This is a genomic window from Algoriphagus sp. 10J20-15 (assembly GCF_055809615.1).
Genome location: NZ_JBVVUG010000044.1, coordinates 17,953 through 42,378 on the forward strand (window position 1 = coordinate 17,953; position 24,426 = coordinate 42,378).

General features: G+C 39.9%; 14 protein-coding genes and 1 pseudogene. 6 read left to right on the top strand and 9 right to left on the bottom strand.

The features are described 5' to 3' along the window. Positions 1 to 24 precede the first annotated feature (24 nt). Positions 25 to 723 carry a peptidoglycan recognition protein family protein gene (locus tag AC0L6R_RS18440; protein ID WP_473272530.1) on the bottom strand — a complete coding sequence of 233 codons (699 nt, stop codon included), beginning with the start codon at positions 721 to 723 and terminating at the stop codon, positions 25 to 27. A 187-nt stretch (positions 724 to 910) separates the two neighbouring features. On the opposite strand from AC0L6R_RS18440, the gene AC0L6R_RS18445 reads away from it, so the two are divergent. After that, positions 911 to 1,660 (top strand): DeoR/GlpR family DNA-binding transcription regulator, encoded by a 750-nt coding sequence (locus AC0L6R_RS18445; protein ID WP_283412780.1) that lies wholly within the window; start codon positions 911 to 913, stop codon positions 1,658 to 1,660. A 332-nt stretch (positions 1,661 to 1,992) separates the two neighbouring features. Here the strand turns inward: AC0L6R_RS18445 and AC0L6R_RS18450 are convergent, their stop codons facing one another. The 8 genes and pseudogenes from AC0L6R_RS18450 to AC0L6R_RS18485 form a co-directional block, all read right to left on the bottom strand. Next, complete coding sequence (locus AC0L6R_RS18450; protein WP_473272531.1) at positions 1,993 to 2,220, bottom strand: hypothetical protein; 228 nt, start codon at positions 2,218 to 2,220, stop codon at positions 1,993 to 1,995. 14 nt (positions 2,221 to 2,234) lie between these two features. Continuing rightward, a pseudogene (locus AC0L6R_RS18455) lies at positions 2,235 to 4,448 on the bottom strand (TonB-dependent receptor plug domain-containing protein). Positions 4,449 to 4,790: 342 nt separating this feature from the next. After that, on the bottom strand, positions 4,791 to 4,955 hold the full coding sequence (locus tag AC0L6R_RS18460) for an HYC_CC_PP family protein (protein ID WP_473272533.1): 165 nt from the start codon (positions 4,953 to 4,955) through the stop codon (positions 4,791 to 4,793). A 96-nt stretch (positions 4,956 to 5,051) separates the two neighbouring features. Next, positions 5,052 to 5,216: a hypothetical protein gene (locus tag AC0L6R_RS18465; protein WP_473272534.1), complete on the bottom strand. Its 165-nt coding sequence runs from the start codon at positions 5,214 to 5,216 to the stop codon at positions 5,052 to 5,054. Further along, entirely contained in the window at positions 5,209 to 6,048 is an 840-nt protein-coding gene (locus AC0L6R_RS18470; RefSeq protein ID WP_473272535.1) for a c-type cytochrome, read from the bottom strand. Before AC0L6R_RS18470 ends, AC0L6R_RS18465 begins: the two co-directional genes overlap by 8 nt. A gap of 410 nt (positions 6,049 to 6,458) precedes the next feature. Continuing rightward, positions 6,459 to 8,903: a zinc-dependent metalloprotease gene (locus tag AC0L6R_RS18475; protein WP_473272536.1), complete on the bottom strand. Its 2,445-nt coding sequence runs from the start codon at positions 8,901 to 8,903 to the stop codon at positions 6,459 to 6,461. 117 nt (positions 8,904 to 9,020) lie between these two features. Then, entirely contained in the window at positions 9,021 to 10,121 is a 1,101-nt protein-coding gene (locus AC0L6R_RS18480; protein ID WP_473272539.1) for a glycoside hydrolase family 43 protein, read from the bottom strand. Between the two features lie 92 nt (positions 10,122 to 10,213). Next, positions 10,214 to 10,369, bottom strand: a complete 156-nt coding sequence (locus AC0L6R_RS18485; RefSeq protein ID WP_473272540.1) for a hypothetical protein — start codon at positions 10,367 to 10,369, stop codon at positions 10,214 to 10,216. 401 nt (positions 10,370 to 10,770) lie between these two features. Here AC0L6R_RS18485 and AC0L6R_RS18490 point away from each other — a divergent pair, with 401 nt between their 5' ends. The 5 genes from AC0L6R_RS18490 to AC0L6R_RS18510 all read left to right on the top strand — a co-directional run bounded on the left by AC0L6R_RS18490 (position 10,771) and on the right by AC0L6R_RS18510 (position 24,409). Further along, positions 10,771 to 12,159, top strand: coding sequence for a cellulase family glycosylhydrolase (locus tag AC0L6R_RS18490; RefSeq protein ID WP_473272542.1), 1,389 nt, complete (start codon positions 10,771 to 10,773; stop codon positions 12,157 to 12,159). A gap of 89 nt (positions 12,160 to 12,248) precedes the next feature. After that, entirely contained in the window at positions 12,249 to 13,715 is a 1,467-nt protein-coding gene (locus AC0L6R_RS18495) for a hypothetical protein (protein ID WP_473272543.1), read from the top strand. Positions 13,716 to 13,896: 181 nt separating this feature from the next. After that, positions 13,897 to 16,065 carry a beta-xylosidase gene (locus AC0L6R_RS18500; RefSeq protein ID WP_473272544.1) on the top strand — a complete coding sequence of 723 codons (2,169 nt, stop codon included), beginning with the start codon at positions 13,897 to 13,899 and terminating at the stop codon, positions 16,063 to 16,065. Between the two features lie 323 nt (positions 16,066 to 16,388). Beyond that, positions 16,389 to 20,594 carry a hybrid sensor histidine kinase/response regulator transcription factor gene (locus AC0L6R_RS18505; protein WP_473272546.1) on the top strand — a complete coding sequence of 1,402 codons (4,206 nt, stop codon included), beginning with the start codon at positions 16,389 to 16,391 and terminating at the stop codon, positions 20,592 to 20,594. Positions 20,595 to 21,325: 731 nt separating this feature from the next. Further along, a complete protein-coding gene (locus tag AC0L6R_RS18510; protein WP_473272548.1) occupies positions 21,326 to 24,409 on the top strand; it encodes a SusC/RagA family TonB-linked outer membrane protein in 3,084 nt (1,027 codons plus the stop codon). Positions 24,410 to 24,426 lie beyond the last annotated feature (17 nt).

Sequence of the window (24,426 nt, forward strand, 5' to 3'; positions counted from 1 at the left end):
GTGACGCTTGAGCTTTGCTCGATTTCATAAATGGGTAATCAGAGCGTTGGTACAGGTTTCAAATTTAAATCTTCCAGATTTTTTCGGAGTTTCTTCATAAAGCTTTCTTCCTGGATCGCTTTTTACCGTGCGATAGTCTGGATCGGCTTCTTTCCAAAGATCTGTAGACTGGAAGTTTTGGTATTCATGATGTCCAATGACGTATTCAATGGCATATTTTCTTTCCAGATATCTGATCAAGTCTTCGTTGGCTTTCAGCTGCTTTTTAGTCAGTGGCATATTATCACCTCCAATATTTTCTACACCAATCGCAAGGTAATTCAGACCAATTGTGTGCCTGGCAAATGTAGTGTCCGGCAATAGCCTAAAAATCGTGCCGTCGCGATCAATGAGAAACTGACTGGAAACATTTAAGTTACTCGCGCCAGTCAGATCTGCTCTTCCGGCTAATGTTGGGGCATCAAATACATCAAATGTCACTTCGATATTATCAATAGCAGTCCAGTGAACTACCACCATTTTGGGGTCAATGGAAGCAGTTTCTTGATCTAGCCCATGACGATCTTTGAGGTATTTCAATGAAAGTTCTTCCCGATCTTGATTCCATGTGATTGGTTTTTCTATAATTCGGAAGGTGGGTTTTGGGCTGCAGGAAATCTGAAAAAGTGAAAGAATACAGATTGCGGTTAGAATGAAAATCGTATTTAATGAATTGATATTCATGGTTTTGTATAGGATTTTGTGCGCGAATTCAAGATGGGGTAATATTGCTTTTCACAGCTAAACTACCCAGAAATTTGGAGGATAGGCAAGGAATGAGCGCAATTTTTTGCCGGATTTTTCAACCCATGAATAATTTTGCAAGTTTTTGCTGTTTTTCTTACTTTCCCAAACTAAACGCTATTATTCCATGCTCAAAGAAGAACGACAGAAGTATATTTTGGATCAAGTCCATCTTCATCATAGAGTTTTACTCAATGACTTATCAGAATCTTTGAATGTATCAATAGATACCGTAAGGCGGGATGTGAAGGAGTTAGACAATGAGAAAAAGCTAAAGAAAGTCCATGGTGGGGCGACTTCCTTTGGGTTTATGACGTTCACCAAAGACGATGGGAATATCTATTTGAAGTCTAAGAAAATATCCATTGCAGAAAAGACTATCTCATTACTCTCTGATGGGCAAGTGATCCTCATGAGTGGAGGAACGACTAATATGGAAGTTGCTAAGCTTATTCCTAAAAAGCTGGACTTAACTGTATTTACGCCAAGTTTGCACGTAGCAATGGCTTTGCTCGATCATGAAAATGTAGAGGTGATATTTCTTGGTGGTAAACTTTTGCACGATGCCAAATTCGCAGTGGGAGGGACTGTCGTAAATGCGCTTTCTCAACTTCGCGTTGATCTGTGTATCCTGGGTACAGGCTATTTGGATGCTAAGTTTGGGTTGACAGAATTTGACTGGGAAGTGATTCAAGTGAAGCAAGCGATGATCAGAGCGGCAAAAAAGACAGTGATTTTGACGGTTTCCGATAAGCTACATTCCGTGCAAAAATACAAGACATGTGATATGAGTGCAGTACATACTTTAGTTACAGAGCTTGATCCTTCTGATCCACTTTTGGATGCGTTTAGGCCGTTTGAGTTGGTGCTGGTTTGAGTATTTAGTTTGTCTAAGAATAAATTGTTGTTTTATAAACAACCTCGAAGAGTTGAAGTGATTTTAGATAGTTAACCGTTACAGATTTTTTCAAAAACCCTGAAAGGGTGATATCTTATTGAGTCTTCCAAGGATCCTCCGTGAACTTGAGAGGTTAAAAACCACAAAAAAAGCTTCCCATTTCTGAGAAGCTTTCTATTATTTAATGATCTTTTTTATGAGGGATGTCGTCATCATGAGCGCCGTCTTTACAGCATTCGTCAAGCTTAGCGTATGCTTTTGGGTCACGCTTCAGTGAGTCTGCATTGTACCCGACCATGGTTATGCGTTTTCTAAGCTTGTCTGGGTCTGTCTTCGAATTCCAGGTAGGCAATGTTCAGCACCTTGGTTTCCAAGTCTAAGTTCACAGACTTAACTCCTTTTTCGAAGGTTAAATCCTTTTCCAACGTTTCCTTACACATCTCGCATATAGCTGATGTTTTGATGCCGATAGTTTTTACTTGCGCTTGTGCCGCAAATGAAAAAGCAGCGATAAAGAAGGTGAAGATTAATTTTTTCATCTGTTTAATATTTCTTAGTTGATTTTATACCTGATTCCTGTGTAAATCACTCTTCCTGCAATTGGCCCCCAAGTCATGGATGCATCGAAATTTGAGCCAAAGGGATTTTCAGAATCTATAATTGGATTTGATTGTTTGAAGTTTAATATATTTTCTCCGCCTAGGTAGATGCTACCCCAGCGAAACCCTCGGCTAATTTGAGCATTTACCATAAAGAAATCAGGAGATTCATTTGGCTGCTGAAATTCCACAGGGCTTTCACTTGTATTAGGAATACGCATCGGACCATTCCAGTTCACGGTCATGTCAGCTTTCCATTTGTCATACAAAGTAGCATAAGATAAGTTAGCAAATACTCGGTCACGACTAGTAAGTGGCATTTGCTGCAATACTCCATTTGTGGTCATCATCATCTCATAATGCTTGTAGGCAGCTTTTGCTTCGAGCCTTTCGGTGATTGGATAGCTAGCTTCTATCTGGAAACTATTGGCATAAGAACCTCTATGCAGGTTATTAATGACAAGTAGTTCTGAACTGACATCTCGATCATAGACCAGTTGATTCATAAAGTCTGTGTAAAAATAATCTGCAACAATTCCCAGTGGCCGATCATCGATCATAAAACTACCTGCTACACTTACGCCTGTATTTCAGGATTCTTCAGGTTTCAATTCTGCATTGAACACCAATTCTCTTGCCGATATCCATACCGAGCTGTTTTCCATTAAAGCATTCGGTGTACGGTATCCTTTTCCTACAGAGCCTCTCAGAGTCCAGTTTGGAATAAATTCCCATCTCGCGTGAACTCTAGGAGTGAAATAAGTACCAAATAGATTATGAAAATCCGTTCTTAATCCTGCTACAATGGTTACTTGATCATTTGGGATGTAATTATATTCGAAGAAAAGCCCAGGAACTTTTTCTGTTCTGTACATGGCCGTATCTAGCCCAGTTGGAGAGTTGGAATCAAAGGTTTCTTCAAAGTCATCGTATAGAAAACTTGCCCCAGTTTTATACTGGTGGAAGCTTGAACCAAGGACATTTTGATAAATGAAATTTGCGTAGGCCGTTTTTTCTATCCCTTCATAAATTCTTCTTCCTGCTCCTCCGTTGAAGTCCTGATAAGAAAGAGAGTATTGTAAACCCCAACTTTGAGTAGGTTTTTCAGGATAAATCATACCTAGTTTACCAAAAATCTCAGCTTTTCTAGTGTCCATCTCATAGCCATACATACTACTGGTAGCAAGGTCACTATTGAAATCAAAACCTTTTTGTCCACCGGCATTGTCAGACATAAATAGGTTCACGCCCACCTGGGCCATCAGTCTATCTCCTTCATACTTGTACCGATTTAGGAAATTGAGTTGCCTGGCTTTTGGGATATCCATAAATTCATCATCATTTCCGTCGATTTCTGAGCTCAAATTACTTGCATGAAACATGACACCTGAGCTCCATTTCTCTGAAATGGGAATCTGATGATTTGCATTGATTTCCATTCTGCCAAAGGAATTCAGGTAGCCATTGAGGTACCAAGTATCCATGGATTCTGGCTTGAAAAGATCCACATTAATCTGGCCAGTCATCGACTCGTAGCCATTGATCACTGAGCCTGCTCCTTTTCCCACATCGATAGATTGAATCCAGGTACCAGGTACGAAATTCAATCCGAGTCTGGAGTTTAAACCACGGATATTCGGAATTCCTTCTCTGCTGATAAGGACGTAGCGGCCATCCAAGCCCATCATCTGGATCATTTTGGTACCGGTCACCGCATCTGCGTAGGATACATCTACTGAAGCATTGGTCTCAAAACTCTCAGAGAGATTGCAGCAAGCTGCTTTCTGAAGCTCATTTTCTGTAATCAGAATATTGAGAAAAGGTGCTTCGTCTACCACCGATTCGGATCTTGCTCGAACAGTCACTCCTTCCAGCGATTCACCGCTTTCTTGAAGAGTGATGAGCATTATTTGGTTGAAAACAGGAGCTAATGTATCTGGTTCGTAGCCAATATAGGTGACAACCAAACGGTCAGCTGGTACTATATTTTCTAATTTGAAGTTGCCTTCCAAATCAGTTATAGAACCTTGTTCTTTGTCAAGAAGCTTGATGCTAGCCCCAATGAGAGGCTCGTTAGCTGCTGATTGTACTTTTCCTTCTATTTTACTTTGAGCAAATAAAAGAGCTGGCGCAACTAGACAGGTTATAAATAGAATTGTTGATTTCACGAATTTGAAGTTATCTCGTGATCCTACAGAATTGGCAAAACCTATAGAGGTTATGCTGACTTCATGAAGAATTACTTGTGTGTAAATAGATTACAGTTCGCCAAAGGCGAATAAAAGTCAAGCAGATCTTAAATCAGGAAAGATTGATGAAGGAGATTCAGATCAGGAACTGGTAGATCTGGAAAAAGATAGTTGGGGTTGAAAACTTGAGTGTCTTCCGCCTGAATGCCGGGTATTGTAAGCACATAGGCCAAAATAAAAGCAGGAGAAAGATGAACTTGGAATTGGGCTTTGCCAAAATAATCATCTGAATCTGATGATGCATATTCATCTGTGCAGCAATCAGGGTACCTGGGCTAGGTTGGCTCCGCAACAATCTGTCTTTTCGGGTGCAATAGAAACCTCTGTACTTTTCAGCTCATCGCCACAATAATGCGCTGCCAAAGTCAGATTGATCTGACCAGTCAGGAAAAATAGGAGCATTAATGATGAGATGAGTAATTTCATACTGTGTGCAAAGATCGGAAATTCAATCTAAAAAGAAAAACCTACCTCATTTACGGTAAGAAAGGAGGTAGGTTTCAATAATTTTGAAATAGGTAATTATTCGGAAGACCCGCTTGGAGGTGAGAACTTCACGACTTGATTCGAAATAGGGTCTAATGTTTTTAGGTAGGCATAGATAGCTTTCAAATCTGCTTCTTTCATTCCGGCATACATCACCCAAGGCATGATCGTATTGAATTCTCCCGGCTGAACTTTAGGCAAATGATATCCAGAATCCAGGTACCTGCTTGAATTTACCAACAAACATATCCTCAGACCAGCTTCCAATACCGCTTTGTTGATCCTGTGTTAGATTAGCAGATCTGACTTTTGAGCCATCGGGAAAAACAAATTCCCTTCCTCCAGAGAATTCTTTTCCAGCAAGAATAGTCCCTTGATCGTCCACAGGACTATGACACTCCATGCAAGCCGCAGCATTTGTTAGATATTTGCCATAGGCTAATTGGTCAGTCGTTGCCGGCTTAGGTTGAGGATCAGCGTCTTTTGGAATTGTTTTTAGAATGATATTTACTGGGAAGTCAGCCTTTGAGTCTGGGATTTCATTTTCGATTGGCTCCAAACTTCTGATATAAGCGATAATGTCATAAATGTCTTCAGGGTCCATTTTGCCATAAAAAGGATATGGCATTAAGGGAAACATCGCCCTGCCTTCATTAGTCACTCCTGTGGTGATGAGGCGGTATAACTCTCCATCTGTGTAATCAGAAATTCCGAAGGGAGTAATATTTTTTGCATAGAATACTCCTGGAAATCCCATACTTTGATCGAACCTGTCTCCACCTGATCCAATTGTTCCAGGCTGGATTGGACCAGAAAGTAAGGAAAAGTCCCTTGTAGAATGACAGTCTACACAGACCGTCACATGATTAGCAAGATAAGCTCCTCTAGCTACTCGGTCGGGACTGTGATTAATGGCTAGCTCCGGTGCAGGCTTGACTTTTGGGAAAGTGAAATTGATAAAAGCAATTCCACAAACAATCAAAACAACAACCACTCCAAGCAAATAAGCTACTACTTTAAAAATCTTTTTCATATAAAAATGTATTTGGTATATGAAAATTTACTGTTTATTCTAATATGCTGATTGTAAAGGAGTTAAAAACTTTTTGCTAAAATGGAATTATTCAAAAAAATCTTGATATACTTTTATATAAATCCGATTTTCAACCAGTAAAGAGGCAAAGAATGCTGGTTAAAGTTTAAATTCATAACTGAGGCCACTTCGGTCTTCAGTCTCCCAATAGCTATCAGGCGGTCTTTCAACCTAATAAGCAAAAGTGTAAGATGACCGGAATCCTAGCGGATAATCGTATATAATTTTATGGTAAATGCCAATGAGGTCAGTGTCCTTGACTCTTTTACCAAACTGGCAGCAATCCTACTAGATAGAGATAACAAAAAATATGTAATTGCCCTTACTGAGAAGGGCAATTACATGTAAACTTATTCAGTATCAAGTATTGAGTCCACCAGGGCATCAATATCACGAAGGTGATTTTGAACTATGCCGGCACTGTATCTAGTGCTTGCAGATCTAGCAGATGTTTGGATAGTCTTTAATTCTGCACGAACTGCAGCACTGACATCCGATCTGCTTCGCTCATCCTGAGTCATCAAAGAAGCTAATCGCTCCACATGTGCTCTTTGAAGATTTCTGCGGAAAGTATCAATATTCTGAGATCCAGAAAGCTCAGACCAGATGCCTTTCCTCAAGTCAGCCAGCATTTGAGTCATTGTGTAGACAGAAGGACCATTCAATGCTTCATTCTCAATTAAACGCTCCAATCTATCCATTCTCAGTACGCTACTAAGCAACCTTGATTGCATGCTTCCTATTCCTGCTACAGCACCACTGGCTCCTATGTTGTTGAGTATTTCTTTTTGAAGCAACCAGTCAGGGGTCGTAAATACATGCTCATTCAAAAACTTCATTGCCTTTACTTGCTCAGATTTAGCTATAGGTGTGTACACATACCCACTTTGATCTGTGGTTTTTAATTCCTGATAAACCCCGCCAATGTTGGTTATTACATGATTTGCAAACCGGTTCCAAACACCGATTAACTCTCCGTATAACTCTTCTAGATCATCATAGCCTTCACCGGAAGTGGCTGTCCATTTTGCCAAGTTAGGAGCGACAATTTTCAAATTTGCCAATCCATAGGTACTTGCTTTCACAGGATCATCGCCTACAGATTCTGTTTGGTCACTTGGGTCGAAAGAATTTCCGCGTCCAAATAAGTACATAGGGTCACCAGCTTTTTCACTTATCCAGCTATTCAGGATAGGTTTTTCAGCTTCCGGAGAATCCGCATTAGGTATGTATCTATAACCCCAGTTGATCGCATAGTTATCGTATGGTCCGAGCATTCGTACCCATCGAACTCCTTCGTCGCCCGGTTGTGCGACATAGTTATAGCGTGTGTAATCCATTATGGTAGTCGCTAGACCCCATTTTTGTGTAAATGAAGCCGAACGTAAAGAATCAGTTGGGTAAGCAGCGGAGGCTTTCATATTATGAGGTAACCCGAGAGCGTGACCAATTTCATGAGAAATTACTCTTCTCATCATTTCACCAATTTCTTCATCTGGGGTATTCAAAGTTCTCGCAGATGGATTTGCTGCACCAGTTTCTAACAGGTAGCGATTTCTGTAAGAACGGAGGTGGTTGTGAAACCATACGATATCACTTTCTATGATTTCACCAGAGCGAGGATCAGATACACTTGGACCCATTGCATTTCGCGTGGTTGTCGCAACATAGCGCACGGTAGAATACCTAGCATCTTCAGCACTCCAATCCGGATCTTCTTCTTTAGTGGGAGCATCCTTGGCGATGATCGCATTTTTAAACCCAGCAGCTTCGAAGGCTACCTGCCAATCTTCAATTCCTTGACGGAAATATTTCCTCCATTTCGTGGGAGTTGCAGGATCTAGGTAGTAGACAATTGGTTTCACAGGCTCTACCAATTCGCCTCTTGCATATGCCTCAGGGTCTTTTGGTTCCAATCTCCATCTCCTGATGTAAGTTTTTTGATCGGACTTCAATGCTTCGGAGCCATAATCAATTTGACGAACTGTAAACCATCCTACACGCTGATCATAAAGTCTAGCTTGCATAGGTTTTTCTGGAAGTAAATACATGGACTGGCTCATTTCCATGGAAATTGTACCAGAACTTGAGTTTGAAGGAGGAGAAGTAGCGTTGTAAGTCATATCATGTCTTACTTCAATATTCTCCGGATAGCTAGCCATTCGAGTTATGAAACTTCTTTCTTTATCAAGATTCCTTACTTGATACTCTCTTCTCATGGAGGAAGATAATCCACTTAATGCAGGGATATCTGAAAGGAATAGGTCAGTTACTTCTATTAAAGCTGCTGTAGAATCAGAATTAAAACCTTCAATTTTGAATGAGGCTAAAATCGGATTGTAATTATTTGCATCTACAGAAAGCTTGATGGGAAGTGAATCAGCAGCTACATTATCAAAAGAAATGGATCGAAGTAGGATGCTATTCTGAATTCTAGACCAATGAATTACTTGCTCATTTGACTTTGAGCCCGCAGTAGTATAACCACCGCCTAAACCGTCAGCGATTTTTGAAATACGACTTACTAAAAGCATGTCCTTTTCGAAAAGATCAAATGGGACTTCGTAATAGCTTTTTTCTCCCACTTTGTGAATTATAAACAAGCCGTCATCTGAAATAGCTTCATCCGTTACGATTTCACTATACTTTTTAAATGGACTTTTTTTAGTGGGTTTGGCGGGCTGACTTTGAGCTACTTGCTCATCTTTTGTGTTTTTTTTGCTCTTTTTCTGCGCAAAACCTGCCACACTTAGTGTCAAGAGAAATGCGGTTAATAAAGTAGTAGTTTTTCTCATCAATATTCCAATTGGTTTGTGAGAACAAAGTAATGGGACCTACCAAAAAATAAAAGGAGTCATTTTTGGTGACTCCTTTTTCATAGGATGAAGGGTTTGATAGTTGTTTTAGGCTATTCAATTCAAGGGACTGATCGTCTGAATACTACCATCTTCCATGTGCTTCAATGGGGCAACTTTGATATTTCGTAGATGTGTTTTACCAGAAAGTTGGGTGTCATGGTAATAGATAAACCAGTTACCGTCTACTTCTACAATAGAATGGTGATTTGTCCAGCCTTCTACTGGATTTAGGACTACTCCTTGGTAAGTAAATGGTCCATAGGGATTATCAGCAGTAGCATAAGCAATAAAATGAGTGTCACCGGTAGAATACGATAAATAGTACTTATCCATGTACTTATGAATCCATGCAGCTTCGAAGAATCTTCTGTCGTTGTCTCCATTCAAAAGAGGATTGCCATTTTCATCTACAATCTTGATTTCCTTGGGTGTTTCTGCAAACTCTAACATATCATTGCTCATTTTCGCAATGATAGGGCCTAATGCAGGTTCATCGTCAGCTGGAAGCCCATCGGTGGGAGCAGTTCCTTTGTCCTCAAAATTGTTATTTCTATACTTTTGCAATTGGCCTCCCCAAATTCCACCGAAATACATGTAATAGGATCCATCTGAATCCTCGAATACTGAAGGGTCAATGCTGTAACTTCCTTTGATCGGTTCAGGTTGAGCAGTGAAAGGTCCAATTGGAGAGTCTCCAACAGCTACGCCGATTTTGAAAATATCCTTTTCATCTTTTGCTGGAAAATAAAGGTAGTATTTACCATTTTTCTCTGCTGCATCTGGGGCCCAAAGTTGTCTTTTAGCCCAAGGAATGTCGTCAGCCCCCAATACTTTTCCATGGTCGGTGATTGCTCCATTTGGAGAATCCATGGAATACACATGGTAATCCATCATATTGAAATGTGCCCCCAGATCATCCTCAGGCACATCTGACTCTACATCATGGGACGGATAAATGTAAATTTTACCATCAAAAACATGGGCAGAAGGATCTGCTGTGTAGTGATCCGAAATTAAGGGTTGGGAAAGATACTTTGAAGTAGTATCACGAACTTCAATTTCTGAAGTGCTTTCAGCTGTTTGGCTGGGGTTGCTGCATGATACTATTGCAAATAGCGCGCAATAAGCAGGAACCAATTTTAATAGGTTGTTCATAAATAGGTTTGATTGTTTAATTGTGGTCAATATAATTTGAAAAAGTGACTTTTCAGAACAAGAGGGTATGAGACTAAAGCAAAGCGCATTCTCTATACGTAAGTCACAAGTGATTCTGATTTGATGAAAATCCTATATGTATTTCCGCTTTTCTGCCGGATCAATAATTCCTCTTCAATATTTACCTTATCTGGAATTACCGAGACTAGTGCGAAATCAAACTCATTGTTTTTAAGGCTTTCATCCACCTGGCTTTATTGGTAACATCCAACAGCAAGTCAATACCTGTGTTTTTTTCATAAATCCTGATAAAAAATAGGGTATAACATACTTGCCTGTAGAGGCAGCTGAAATTCGAAGTTTGCCGCTTGGAATTCCTCGGAAAGCTTGTGTTTTATAGTTGATTTTTTCGAATTACTGGATTACCCGCTCGGCAAGGATTGCAATTTCATTTCCAAAATCGGTAACGAACAATTGGCGGCTCACAACCTCTGTATCCCTACGATCTGATTAGAACTTTTTGCAGACAATTTTACCCTTTTTTTGGATTTTGAATGAGAAGTTACTGCCTAGTTTCATGGTTTATAATTAACCCAGAAAAACCTTCAGAACTATGCAGTACAGGAAATCTAAAATGTTTTTAAGTTTCATGAATTTTTGGAAAGTTAAAGCCCTACTGATTTTTATTGCTTTCCAATCAAATGCTCAGTCAACTCATGTTGTAAGAGATGAAGATGGGAGGCATGTCATCCCCAGAGGTTTTGTGGTCAATACAAATGACGGCGCAGGTGAGCTTTTTTATACTCCAGATGACTATTTGAGAATGGTGCGAATGGGAGCCAATTACCAAGTGATCCGATTGGAGCTCGGCAAACTCAGCAATTTCCCTGGCAGTGAATTGAAACCTGAATATTTGCTTAAGTTGGATAGCTTGGTTGAATTGGGGAAAAACCACGGGATCAAAACCGTTTTCAAAATGACCGTTTACAGTGTAAAAGGCTTCAGTTGGGAAGATTTTTATTTGAATAAAGGTGGTGAACAGGAAACCTATGTGGAGGCTTGGAAAACTATTTGGCATCGATACAAAAACAATAATGCTGTAAAGGGTTATGACCTAGTCAATGAACCCAGAAAGCATGATATGGATATTTCCTATGTAGATTTAACCAATAACCATCTTGTTCCTATTTATCAAAAGATTATTGATGAGTATCTGAAAATCGATGAGGGAAAATTGATGTATTGTCAGGCGATCTTTATGAATAAAGGTGATGCAATAAATCACAATCAATACGCAGAGATTACTCGGTCAATTGATCGACCAAATGTGGTATTCACTCCTCATATTTATCAAAATAAGAAACAATGGATTAGGCCTTCCATGCTGCGGTTTGTAAAGGAAGCTGAACTTCAGAATGGGCCTATGCTAGTGGGAGAGTGGGGTTATCCTACGCTGAAAACTACAGATACATCTATCTCCGACCAACTCGATTACATGGACTATTACATGCATACTGTTCATCTATTTGATAGTCTTGGAGTCGGTACAATCAAAGCATGGTTTTCAGGCAATCGGGTAATGCAGGATTTTCTTCCTGGCGGACCATCCACATGGGCTATTTTCAGTGATTCTACTGGGGTAGGTACTGTAGAAAGAAAATACATTACCGATATCATAGCAAGACCTTATCCACAGGCTATTGCGGGAGATATTCATACATTTAACTATGATTTTTCTACTCGGATATTAAAAGTATCTCTGGCAACAGCGAGTAATAAAGGCGCATCGAAAATATTTGTAGGAGCAAATAGACATTACCCAGATGGATTTACCATACGTATAGGGGGTGAATTACTTTTGATTCACAATCCCATAAAAAATGCAGGGCTGGAAATGTTGAAGAATACAGGTGGATGGGAAATGGGAAATTTTATTTGGGACGAAAAGAGACAGCAATTGGTCATTTTAAAATGGCCAATTGATAAGCAAGAATTAACTCTTTCTATTGAGCCAGGAATTACTCGCAAGAGTCTCTAAATTTAAAATGCGTATTTTCTAATCCTATTTTTACTAGAGCCTTATAAAGTATTGGGTAGGGTAATAAATTAACAAAGAATCCAAATAATATGTACAGCAGAATAGCGAGGAGAATAGTAAGTATCAGTATTCCAGTTTTATTTTTTGGTACTGCCTCAGGCCAACCAACTCCTGGGATTGATCAAAAAGATAAAGGCTTTATTGTAGTAGAAGCTGAGGATTTTTTTATGCAAAGTAAAACTGATAAACGGAAATGGGAGGTATTGAAAAAGCAGACAACTTCAGAAGGTTTATCACATCAATTAGAAACTGCCAGTAATAACTCATACATAGAAGTTTTACCAGACACAAGAATTACACATGATGATCAATTGATTCATGGAGAAAACTTCTCTGAAAAAGCAGGTGAAATAGCAGTCCTTCATTATCAGGTAAATTTTACTAGTCCAGGGAGGTATTATGTCTGGGTTAGGGCTTATTCCACAGGAAGTGAAGACAATGGAATACATGTAGGTATAGATGGTTCCTGGCCTGAAAGTGGTCAGCGAATGCAATGGTGTGAGGGGAAAAATGCGTGGACATGGGGGAATAGCCAGAGAACAAAAGAAGAACACTGTGGCGTACCTCATCAAATTTACCTGGATGTTGAAGCTGCTGGCGATCATATTATTCAGTTTAGTATGCGTGAGGATGGATTTGAATTTGATCAATTCCTTTTGACTCAGGATATCAATTACGTGCCTGACAGTAATTCCAATGAAGCTACTATTGCTCCGCCAGTAGGAAGAATTGCGATTGTTGCTGATGGCAATTCTCCTGATCCGGATGACCTAGGAGGTACAGGAATTTCTTTAGCCTTGCTTCGAGCAGCTGGATTAACAGATCGATTGGTGCATTATTCACACAGTTGTGATTTGGTAAGGGGAGAAAGAATATCTCAAAAAGCTGAAAAAGAGCGGCACCATATGATGCAGATAGCTTGTGATGTGACTGCACGCCGCTGGGGTGGATATGATTCCTTGATTTTCTTCGATGCACTTTGGCAGCAAGAAGAAACAGTCAGCGACCTAGCCCAAGCAATCGATAAATCTACTGCAACTGATCCACTGTGGATAGTGGAAGCAGGGGAGCCGGATATTATTGGTATGGCTTTGAAAGAATCCAATCCAGAAAAGCATCAGTTTGTAAAAGTGATTACCCATCACCCCGCCAATGACGATGCAGGAGATTTTTATACTTGGGCTCAAATTCTTGATTTTGGTGTTGAGGAGGTTCGAATTCCGGACCAAAATGAATACCTCAAGGTTGATTTGGAGCATTGGGATTGGGCAAAGAACCATCCTGATTCAAGGGTTCAATGGATCTGGCTTTTGGGCAAAATGGCTGAGGTGGATGATGTGGTGAAATTCCAAAAGGGCAAATGGGATTGTTCGGATGCAGGCATGGTTTTGTACTGGATCACTGGAGCAACTTCAGGAGGATTGGAGCAAGGAAAAGTGGAAGATGTCCAGAAACTACTTCTAGATTATATTACTGATAATCCGGATACTGTTTGATTAAAAACAACGAGGTTAAAGTTTAATAGTCAGGTGTTTACCTTATTTTTTATTGGACCTTCTAATGAAAGCTTTTCTTCATTCTGGACGGAATCACCCTATTTTTAGACTATAAGAAGCTGCTTTTGACCTTTATTTGATCTGTTCAAAACAATAAACCTAACAGTAAATTTTACCAAATATGCAGGTAAGACATCGTATTAATGTCCTGTTTGGCGCGCTTATCCTCGGAGCAGCCATTACAGGTTGTCAATCCAATGCCATGGTCAATAAGGATGAGAATCCTGATTCTGACATTGATAAAAAAGTCTCTGAATTATTGAGTCAGATGACCTTGGAAGAAAAGGTTGCGGAGTTGACTCAGGATGCTCCTCCAAACGAACGATTAGGGATTCCCATGATGCAATACAGTGAGTGTTTGCACGGACTTTGGCTACCAGGCGCGACTGTATATCCGCAAGCTATCGCTTTGGGATCTACTTGGGACCCAGAAGCCATCAGAACGATGACCACTGCAATTGCCAAGGAAGCTCGTGCAGCTAATCTGACACATTGCTATTCTCCAAATTTAGATGTCATCACAGGTGATACCCGGTATGGAAGGGTAGAGGAATCCTATGGAGAAGATCCATACTTGGTATCCAAAATGGGAGTTGCCTTTATTGAGGGATTGCAGGGAACAGGTGAAGAGCAGTTTGATGAGAATCATATCATGGCCACTGCTAAGCACTTTGTAGCCTATCCAGAAAATCGTAGAGGTATCAATGGAGGCTTTAGTGATATTTCCGAACGCAGATTATTTGAAATTCATCTTCCGCCCTTTGAAGCTGCGGTGAAGGAAGCTGGGGTAGGGGCGATTATGCCCGGACATCAAGACCTGAATGGGATTCCTTGCCATATGAATACTTGGTTGATTCAGGATTTGTTGAGAGATGAATGGGGTTTTGATGGATTTGTGGTATCTGACAACAACGATGTTTCACGCTTGCATCACATGCATTACATCGCAAAGTCCAGAGAGGAAGCAGCCGTAATGGGTTTGCAGACAGGAGTGGATATGGATTTGGTGATAGGGAAAAACCCAGCAGATGCAGCCTACATCATGAATGTTTTGAAAGATACACTTACTAGTAATCCTGATTTGGTAAAACATGTGGATGCCAGCGTCTCCCGTATTCTGAAAATGAAATACAAATTAGGCTTGTTTGATCAGGAGAATACCGATGAGGTAAAGCAAGTAGTCAGTACTCCAGGGAGTCAGGAATTGGCACTTGACATTGCAAAAAAGGCAGTAGTGCTTCTTAAAAATGAGAATAATTTGCTGCCCTTAAATAAGGATAAAATCAAGTCAATTGCAGTGATTGGGCCTAATGCGCATGAAGAAGTGCCTGAAGGAAAGAAATATACCTTGATGGGAGGGTACTCAGGAATTCCCCCTTATTACACCTCCATTTTGGAAGGAATTAGACAAAAGGTAGGTGATAAAGTACAAGTTAATTATGCCGAGGGAGCGAAACTTACCAGCGATTCAAAGGCCGGGTTTCAGGAAGCAATAGCAGCTGCAAATAAATCAGACGTGGTGGTTTTAGCAGTCGGTGGATCCACCCTCACCTGCGGAGAGGGGATAGATCGGGATGACCTGGATCTATTTGGAGTTCAAAATGAATTGGTTGAAGCATTGCATAAAACGGGTAAACCTATCGTAGTTATCCTAGTAAATGGTCGGCCACTGACTATTAATTATATAGCGGAAAATGTTCCTTCTATAATCGAAAGCTGGTATTTGGGCATGAGATCAGGTGACGCTTTGGCAGATGTGTTGTTTGGAGATTACAATCCTGGAGGCAAATTGACGGTTTCATTTCCACGCTCCGTGGGACAGATTCCAGTTACTTATTTGGAAAGGCCAGACTTTGTGGGTTCTGGAAAAGGGGAATATAGATTCAGTGAAAAAACTCCGCTTTTTCCCTTCGGTTTTGGGCTGAGCTATACCCAGTTTGATTATTCTAATCTAAGACTCGCTAAATCGGAAATTAAAGCTAATGAAGCTACTACTGTCTCCGTGGATGTGACCAACAAAGGGAAAGTTCAGGGAGATGAAGTGGTGCAGATGTATATCAGAGATGATTTCGCTTCAGTAGGTCGCTATGATAAATTACTCAAGGGATTTGAGCGGGTATCTATAGCTCCAGGAGAGACTAAAACAGTAGTTTTTGAATTAAATCCTAATAATCTTTCCCTATATAATCAGAAAATGGAAAAGGTAGTGGAGCCTGGTGATTTCACTATTTCTGTGGGAGCCTCCAGTCAGGAAAAGGATTTGAAGACTATAAAATTGAGCGTATTATAAAACAACTTTTCAGAGTGGGTTTAAGTTGTGTAGCTCAATTGGGAGAGGATAGGCATATCTTCTCCCTTTTTTATGTCCGAAATTCAATTCCTCAGCCAAGCAGTATAGGGCAGTATAGCTTCACTTGGTTTTTTTAGTTACTTGACCAAGTCCTATTAAGTGCAAATCTTCTCCTTTACAGGAATGAGAATTAGACAAGCGTACTATTCCAACATTTAGCCAATTGGGTGCAATAGGAATATGAAAATTCTCTATTATTAAGTACGTATTCCATTCCTGACTTTGGAAAAGTCTATTAACAACCCAAACATGACTCAGACTATATGCTATTTGAAAATGCAAGGAAAATAGGATTTTCAAGTACTTCCGTTTTACATCCTGACTCTACAGTCAAGTGGTGGAGATCGTTAGCATTCTTCCTGTTTTCCTTTTTTATTTCCAGCAGTTGCCTGTATTCTCAGGGTCAGGATTCATTCAATTTTTTCACTCATTTACCTACCTCTGATGGTTTTTCTTTAAATCCAGTCAATAGTATAGCTCAGGATAAACTAGGAATGATATGGCTGGGAACCCGCAATGGTCTGATGAGATACGATGGCCATAATTTGGAGGTAGTTCGGCGCGAGTCGGGAGATGTGAGTGAGTTAAGAATTAATGATATCTTTTCTATTAGTCTAGACAGTGGCGGCGTGTGGATGGCTACTAAAAGAGGACTGAGTTTTTTTGACCCTAGACAAGAGAAATCTACTGATTTCCCATTTGAAACAAATCAGAGGCTATCTATATCTTCTTCATTTGTTTATGATGTAATGAGCCCTGGTTCTTCGGAAGTTTGGGTAGCTACTCGTGAAGGTCTCAATGTTTTAAATATAGAACAGGGCGAAATAGAAGTTTACAAGCATGAGATAAACGATGAGAAATCGCTAAGCTCAGATATTATCACCAATATTTTCCAAAGCAGAAAGGGAGAAATCTGGGTAGGTACAGAAAATGGCCTTAATAAATCCAACAGGGAAAAAAGCGATCAGTTATCTTTTAAATCGTATTTCCCTGAAAATTCCAACGAACAGACTCAAGGCAAGTTTGAAGTCACCTGCATCAAGGAAGATCTAATAGGTAATCTCTGGATAGGTACCAAGGATGGGCTGTTTTATTTTAGGACAAATGAAGAAAAGTTTGAGAGATATGGTAGCCAGCCAGGAGAAGAAAAACTGACTAATCAACTTATTAGCGCGATCACATTAGATCATCAAAACAGGCTCTGGGTAGGCACTTATGATGGGGTAAATGTCCTGGATAATAACCATAAACTTTTAGCGAAGATTAGACATGATTCCCGAAACCCAAATAGCTTGAATGGGAAAGATGTAAAAGCTTTGTTTACAGACCGGGATGGAGGAGTTTGGATCTCCACCTACTTTGGCGGGATTAATTACTGGAGTGACAAGCAGTTAAATTTTGAGAAAATCCAAGAGCATTTTGGAACGCAGCTTGGCTACAATGTGGTGAGTTCTTTCATGGAGGACAAGTATTCCAATATCTATATAGGTACTGAAGGGGCTGGTATCAATGTGATCCAATCAGGCGATGGACAGTTTAAGAATATAGACAAGCTTTCTGAAGGTAATTACATTGGTTCTGTTAAGGATTTGCTTTACGAAAACACTCACCAAGTGTGGATTGCGACTTTTAATAGGGGACTGATACGCTATAATCTTAAGAATGGAAACTTTGAAGAATACCGATATGATCCTTCGTTGGAAACTAGCAAGAGCATTCCAACCAACCAATTGCTAGAGTTGGAAAAAGCCAGCGACGGCAAAATCTGGATAGGTACTTTGAACAGAGGACTGATGCTCTTTGATCCTCAGACTAGGAATTTTAGACTCTTTACAGCTAGCCTAAACAAGCCTGAAATCTCCAATAATAATGTCAGAGCAATAACCGAAACCACCTCGGGTGACTTATATGTGGGTACTGGCAGAGGAGTTACTTTCCTATCCGCAGATTCATACCAGCAAGGAGTTTTTGATTTTCAGATTTTAAAAATGGAAGACGGTCAGCAGAGTAACTTGTATGTCCACGATATTTTGGAAAGCAGCTCTGAACATAAAATATGGGTAGCAGCGAATGATTTTGGGTTGTTTTATATAAAAGATGATCTACTTTTCCCTGTCTCTATTCCAAAGATTACCAGTGTTTTTGCCATAAGTGAGGATAGGGAAGGAAAGCTTTGGCTAAGTTCAGAAGAAGGGGTAGTGCTTTATGATCCTACCACCGGAAATCACAGGTTGTTTGATAGAAAAGATGGCGTGCAGCCCAATGAATTTAATAGGCGCGCTAAGTTGTTTTCCAGTTCAGGTAGGATGTTATTTGGAGGGGCCTCAGGGGTTACCTCATTCTACCCAAGCAAGCTGCAAGTGGAGAGTGCTTCAGCTCCCAAAGTGGTTCTTACCCAGTTTTATATCTCTGACCGACAGATTAAAGTAGGGGATAATACTAACATACTGGATAATTCTATAGAATATTCGAAAGAGATCACATTGGACTATGATCAGAATATTTTTACCATTCATTTTTCCATGCCTAATTATGTCAATTCTGATAAAAATACTTACCTCTATCGGCTAAAAGGCTTGGAAGATGAGTGGGTAAGAACTACTAATTCATTTGTTTCCTATACCATCCAAAGAGGTGGGGATTATGTCTTTGAAGTGAAGGGGGTAAATAAGGATGGGATAGAAAGTAAGGAGATTGCCAGCCTAGACATTACTATGAAAAGTGCTCCTTGGTTCACTTGGTGGGCTTATCTGCTTTACTCTGTGATTGTATTGTCAGGCTTGATGGTCTTTATATTTTTCTTCAGATCAAGATTGAGATTGCAGCATCAGCTTGAAATGGAGACCAGAGAGTATGAATATCAAAAGGAGTTGAATCAACAAAAATTGCAGTTTTTCACCAATATTTCCCACGAATTCAGAACTCCTCTCACGCTAATCTCTGCTCCTTTGGATAAATTGATAGCTGAATACAAAGGTCCTAGTGCCGTTTTTAGACAGCTTCAGGTAATCAAGAAAAATACGGATCATCTATTTAAGCTGATTAATGAGCTGATGGATTTCCGAAAGTTGGAAAACAAGCAGATGAAGCTTCAGGCCGCTGAAGGAAATATTGTCAAGTTTGCAAAGGAGATTTTTTTATCATTTTCCCAACAGGCTAAACTATACGAACTCGATTATCAATTCGTCACTTCGGATGAGGAGATCAAGGTCTATTTTGATCGGGATAAACTGGAAAAGGTCCTGTATAATCTCATTTCAAATGCGTTTAAATATACTCCCGCAGGGGGAAAGATTGAGGTAAGGGTCCAACATGCTGGGAATAAAGTAAAGGTTCATGTGCAGGATTCGGGTATGGGTATACCTGCCGAACATTTGGATAAAATATTTGATAGATTTTATGAAGTTCCTACCAAAGGGAATAAGAGTAAGTTCAAGAAAGGTTCTGGGATTGGTTTGGCCATAGCCAAAAATGTGATGGAGCTTCACAAGGGCCAACTGATGGTCAGCAGTGAAGAGGGAAAAGGAAGTGACTTTGTGATGGAATTGCATGTCGGTAGAGAAAATTTATCCGATGATGAAGTGATAGAATCATTCTTTAGCAGCGAGGAAATTTCCAATTATATCATGCCTGAGTCGGAAGACGAAGCTGGTGTATTGATGGAAAATGAAGAAAGAAATACTGAACTTGAAGATGCTCCCAAAATCCTTATCGTCGAGGATAATCAGGAGATTGGAGCATTTATTCAAAGTGTGTTATCCAAAACTTATCGAACTGTGCTGATAGAAAATGGTGCGCTAGGGTATCAGGAGGCTATTTCTTCTCAGCCCGATTTGATTATCAGTGATGTGATGATGCCAGTGATGGATGGGATAGAATTCTGCGGAAAGGTAAAATCCGACCTTCGTACCAGTCATATACCCTTTATTCTGTTGACTGCCAGAACTTCCTTGGTGTATAAATATGATGGGCTGGAATCGGGAGCTGACGAATTTCTCAGCAAACCTTTTGATTTTAGAGAACTCTTGTTGAAATGTAGAAATATTCTCAATACACATGAGAAGCTCAGAAAGAAAATCGGGGAGTCCGGAGAGTTTATTTCATCAGAAGTCAGTGTCAATTCCAGAGATGAGGAAATGATGAAAAATGCTATACAGCTTATTAAAGATAATATCGCAAATGAGTTTTTTGATATACAATATTTGACAGAGGAGCTAGGGATAAGTAGGTCATTACTTTTTACAAAATTCAAGGCTTGGACCAATCAGACACCGAAGGATTTTATATTAACTGTCAAAATGAAAAAGGCCGCTTCACTTATTGAGCAACATAAAACTAATATATCCGAAGTGGGTTATATTGTAGGCTTTAAAGATCCTAATTATTTTTCCAAAGCATTTAAGAAGCACTTTGGGTTAAGTCCAAAAGCCTACTCGGAGCGATTTAAAGAAGAGCTGGGGTTAGATTGATTTTTTATTTAGCCTAATAGATTATGGTTACTATATAGTATTTTGCTTTTTGAGGCATTATACTACTTGTTTCTAAGTCTTATAGTTTAGGATTTTTTTAGTAGATATTTCTAATTAGAGCTTTTCTAATTTTTTGGGGAATAGTCAATCTACTCTCGCGCTTTCCGCAAGTCGTATTGCTTATTCGACTTTTGGGTATTCACTCCTCCAAGACATAAAATAGTAGCATCACCATAGCTTTCTTCCTTTTATGATGTGCCCTGTATTTGGTTCTGAGGGCATATTTGGAAGGGTATGTACAAAATCACCCTTTTTTTGGATTTTACTTTTTATAAAAAAATGAAGTTTAGAGTGTTCTAATCGGGCAATTGTGCGGAGTGTTTTACCTGATTCCTGAACGCAAAATTTGCAACTGTATAAAAGCTAGTAGTGACAAACCAACCCGAAAGCGAAAAGAAGTAGAATTCATGCTTGAGGTTTCAATATAATAAGGATAGAGTTGCTAAAGTGATACCTTTTAAAGATCTGATCAGGAATAATTGCAAGTCAAAAGTTGATCTTTAATTTATGGTTTAACCTGATTATTGCTATGTGACAAATTGAACATTTAATTATTATATGAATGAATAAAATAAACCTTAAATAACCTTTACCCAATATTTTGTCCCTTAAAAGGATAGCTACACTAGATGTAGTAAACTAATCATGAATGATAATTAAATGGAATTAAAATGATTCATAAAATTTTACAAAAAATACTATTATTGTCCTGCGCTACGTTCTTTTGCGTCACACTTGTAGTGGCACAAGGGACTGTTATTACTGGAACAGTAATTTCTGAAGAAGACAACCTGGGATTACCCGGAGTGACTGTACTTGTCAAAGGTAGTACAACTGGTACCGCCACAGATATAGATGGGAAGTATCAAATTAAAGCTTCTCCGGATGATGTACTGATTTTCTCTTTTATAGGGTATGATCAGCAAGAGATTAATGTGGGTAATCAAACCCAGATCAATGTGACCTTAGGAGTTGACATGACTCAGTTGAGCGAGGTTGTGGTAATGGGCTATGGCGAGCAAAACAGAAGAGATTTGACTGGTTCGGTGGTTTCTGTAAAATCAGAAGAACTGGCACAAACCACTCCAGTTGGCGTTCTTGACGGCATGAAGGGCCGAATGGCTGGTGTGTCCATTACTTCGAATGGCGGACCCGGTGAGCCATCGGATATCAAAATTAGAGGAACGTCCACGTTGAATGGTGGTACAGGACCATTGTATGTTGTCGATGGGCAGCAGCTTGATAATATCGAAAACCTGAACCCAAATGACATTGCCTCTATTGAGGTACTTAAAGATGGAGCCTCAGCCGCGATCTACGGTTCCAAGTCAGCCAATGGTGTCATCCTAGTCACCACAAAAAAGGGAGCTAGTGGTGAGACAAAGATTGATGCGAGTTATGTGCGTAGCTATAGCTCTTTGGCAACCAAAATCCCCGTTTCAAATACACGTCAGGCACGAATCTATGAACTGGCAAGAGTAGGGAACAACGCCATAAACCCAGGTCCTCCTGCAGATTCGCTTTCAGCGATGTTCAATCAGGATTTTGATTATCAGGAATTGATTACTAGAGTAGGAGTTCGTGACCAGGTAGGCCTTGCTCTGAGTGGTGGTAAAGATGATGCTAATTTTTATTGGAATACAGGCTTTTTGAATCAAGACGGGATTGTTGATAACTCAGGATTTCAGCGGGTTAATACCACCTTAAATGTTAATTTCAATGTAGCGAAAAGGCTAAAAATAGGGACGCGGGTCAATGCATCTTATTTGGAGAGAAACGGACTGAATGAAGGATCTATTTTTGGTCAGCTTGCTACCCATTTCCCATATCTGCCTACTCAAGATGCAGATGGAACCTATGTGCCACAAACGTCAAGTCAACAAAACGTCGTTGCAGAAACTATTTTCACGGTAAGGAGAAGTAGAGATTACGTAGGGCAGATTTTTTCCTATGGGGAAATTGATATCATTCCCTCTCTAAAATTTAAGTCCACACTAGGAGTGAATTTGGAGTTGAGCAGGAATAATGATTTTGATCCTACCGTAGTTCAACCATTAGGTAGCCCACCTGCCGGTTCAGAGATCACTAATCTAAATTATAGCCTTCAACAAGAAAATTACCTGAGCTACAAAAAGAGCTTTGGAGATCATAATTTAACTGCTGTTGCTGGGGTTCAATTTCAACAGTGGCAGTATGAGTACTCACGGTTCCGTTCAGTTAATTTCAACAATGATATTGTAAGGACTTTCAACAACGTGGCAGAATTAGATGCTTCAAATACCCGAACTACGGCTACTAGTCATGCTTTGGTTTCTCAGTTTGGAAGGGTGACTTACGATTATAAAGGCAAATACCTATTTGGCGGAACGATCCGGAGGGATGGTTCTTCCCGATTTGGTACTGCGAATCAATATGGCGTATTTCCCGGAGTATCTGTAGGTTGGAGAATGAGTGATGAGTCCTTTTGGGATCCAATTTCCTCAGTAGTTTCTGAATTTAAGCTGAGAGTAGGTATTTCTCAGAATGGGAATGAGAGAATTGGGAATTTTGATAGCCGCACACTTTATTCTCCAGGCTTCCTTTATAATGGATTGAATGGGATAGCTATCACCCAACTAGGTAATGAAAATCTCTCATGGGAAACCACACAGCAGTCCTATGTAGGAGCAGACTTAGGGTTCCTTGATGGTAGAATCAATGCGAGTTTTGATTATTATGAAAAACTGACTTCAGATCTACTTTATCCTACACCACTTCCTGAGGAAACTGGCTTTAATAGCATCAGCAATAACATCGGTCAGATCAAGAATAGCGGGATAGAATTTACCATTAGTGGCGATGTATTGAAAACATCCTCCTTACAATGGTTCTCCAGTTTCAACATTGCAACTAATGTGAATGAAGTAGTAGAGCTGGCTGAAGAGAACGGTCAAATCATCAGAGGTGACTTTATCATCAGAGAAGGAGGATCCATCGGAGACATGTGGGGCTACACCGCATTGGGTGTTTTTCCTTACAACGAGTCAAATGCATTTGACGACAATGGCAATCAGTTGACCCCGATTTTCGATGAGCAGGGAGGTTTTTTAAACTATCAGCAAAACGGTCAGACTTATACTGGTAATGTCAATCAGTTGAAAGTTCAAAACAGAGTACTCTTAGGAGGAGATGTGATGTGGAAAGATTGGAACGGTGATTTCAATATTGATCCAAATGCGGATAGAACGGTTATTGGGAATGGTTTGCCGAAGTTGTTTGGTGGGTTTTATAATGAATTCATTTTCAAGGGTATAAAGCTATCAATGATGATTGATTACAATTTTGGTAATGACATTTATAGAAGTTATGATGAGAGTCGTAATCAGCGATTGGTACGTACCGTGGTTCCTGGGCCGGATCGTGTGGAGGAAGCGTGGTATCAGCCTGGGGATATAGCTAAATATCCAAGTTTGAATGCAAGTGGAAGTTCAAGAAACAGCTTAGGACCAAATACTTTTTGGGTGAGCCAAGCGGATTTTATAAAGCTGAGATCCTTGAGATTGGATTACTCACTTCCAGCCTCTGTCTTGGACAATGTAAGCTTTTTGTCAAATGTCTCCTTCTATGCATCGGGAAACAACCTACTTACTTGGACGAATTATGAGGGATATAACGCCGAATTGGGGTCAAGAGGAAATGCACTTCAGCCTGGTTTGGATAATCTAAGATACCCTCTTTACCGAGAGTATATCCTGGGTGTAAACATCAAATTTTAAGCGTCTTAGTTAAAAAT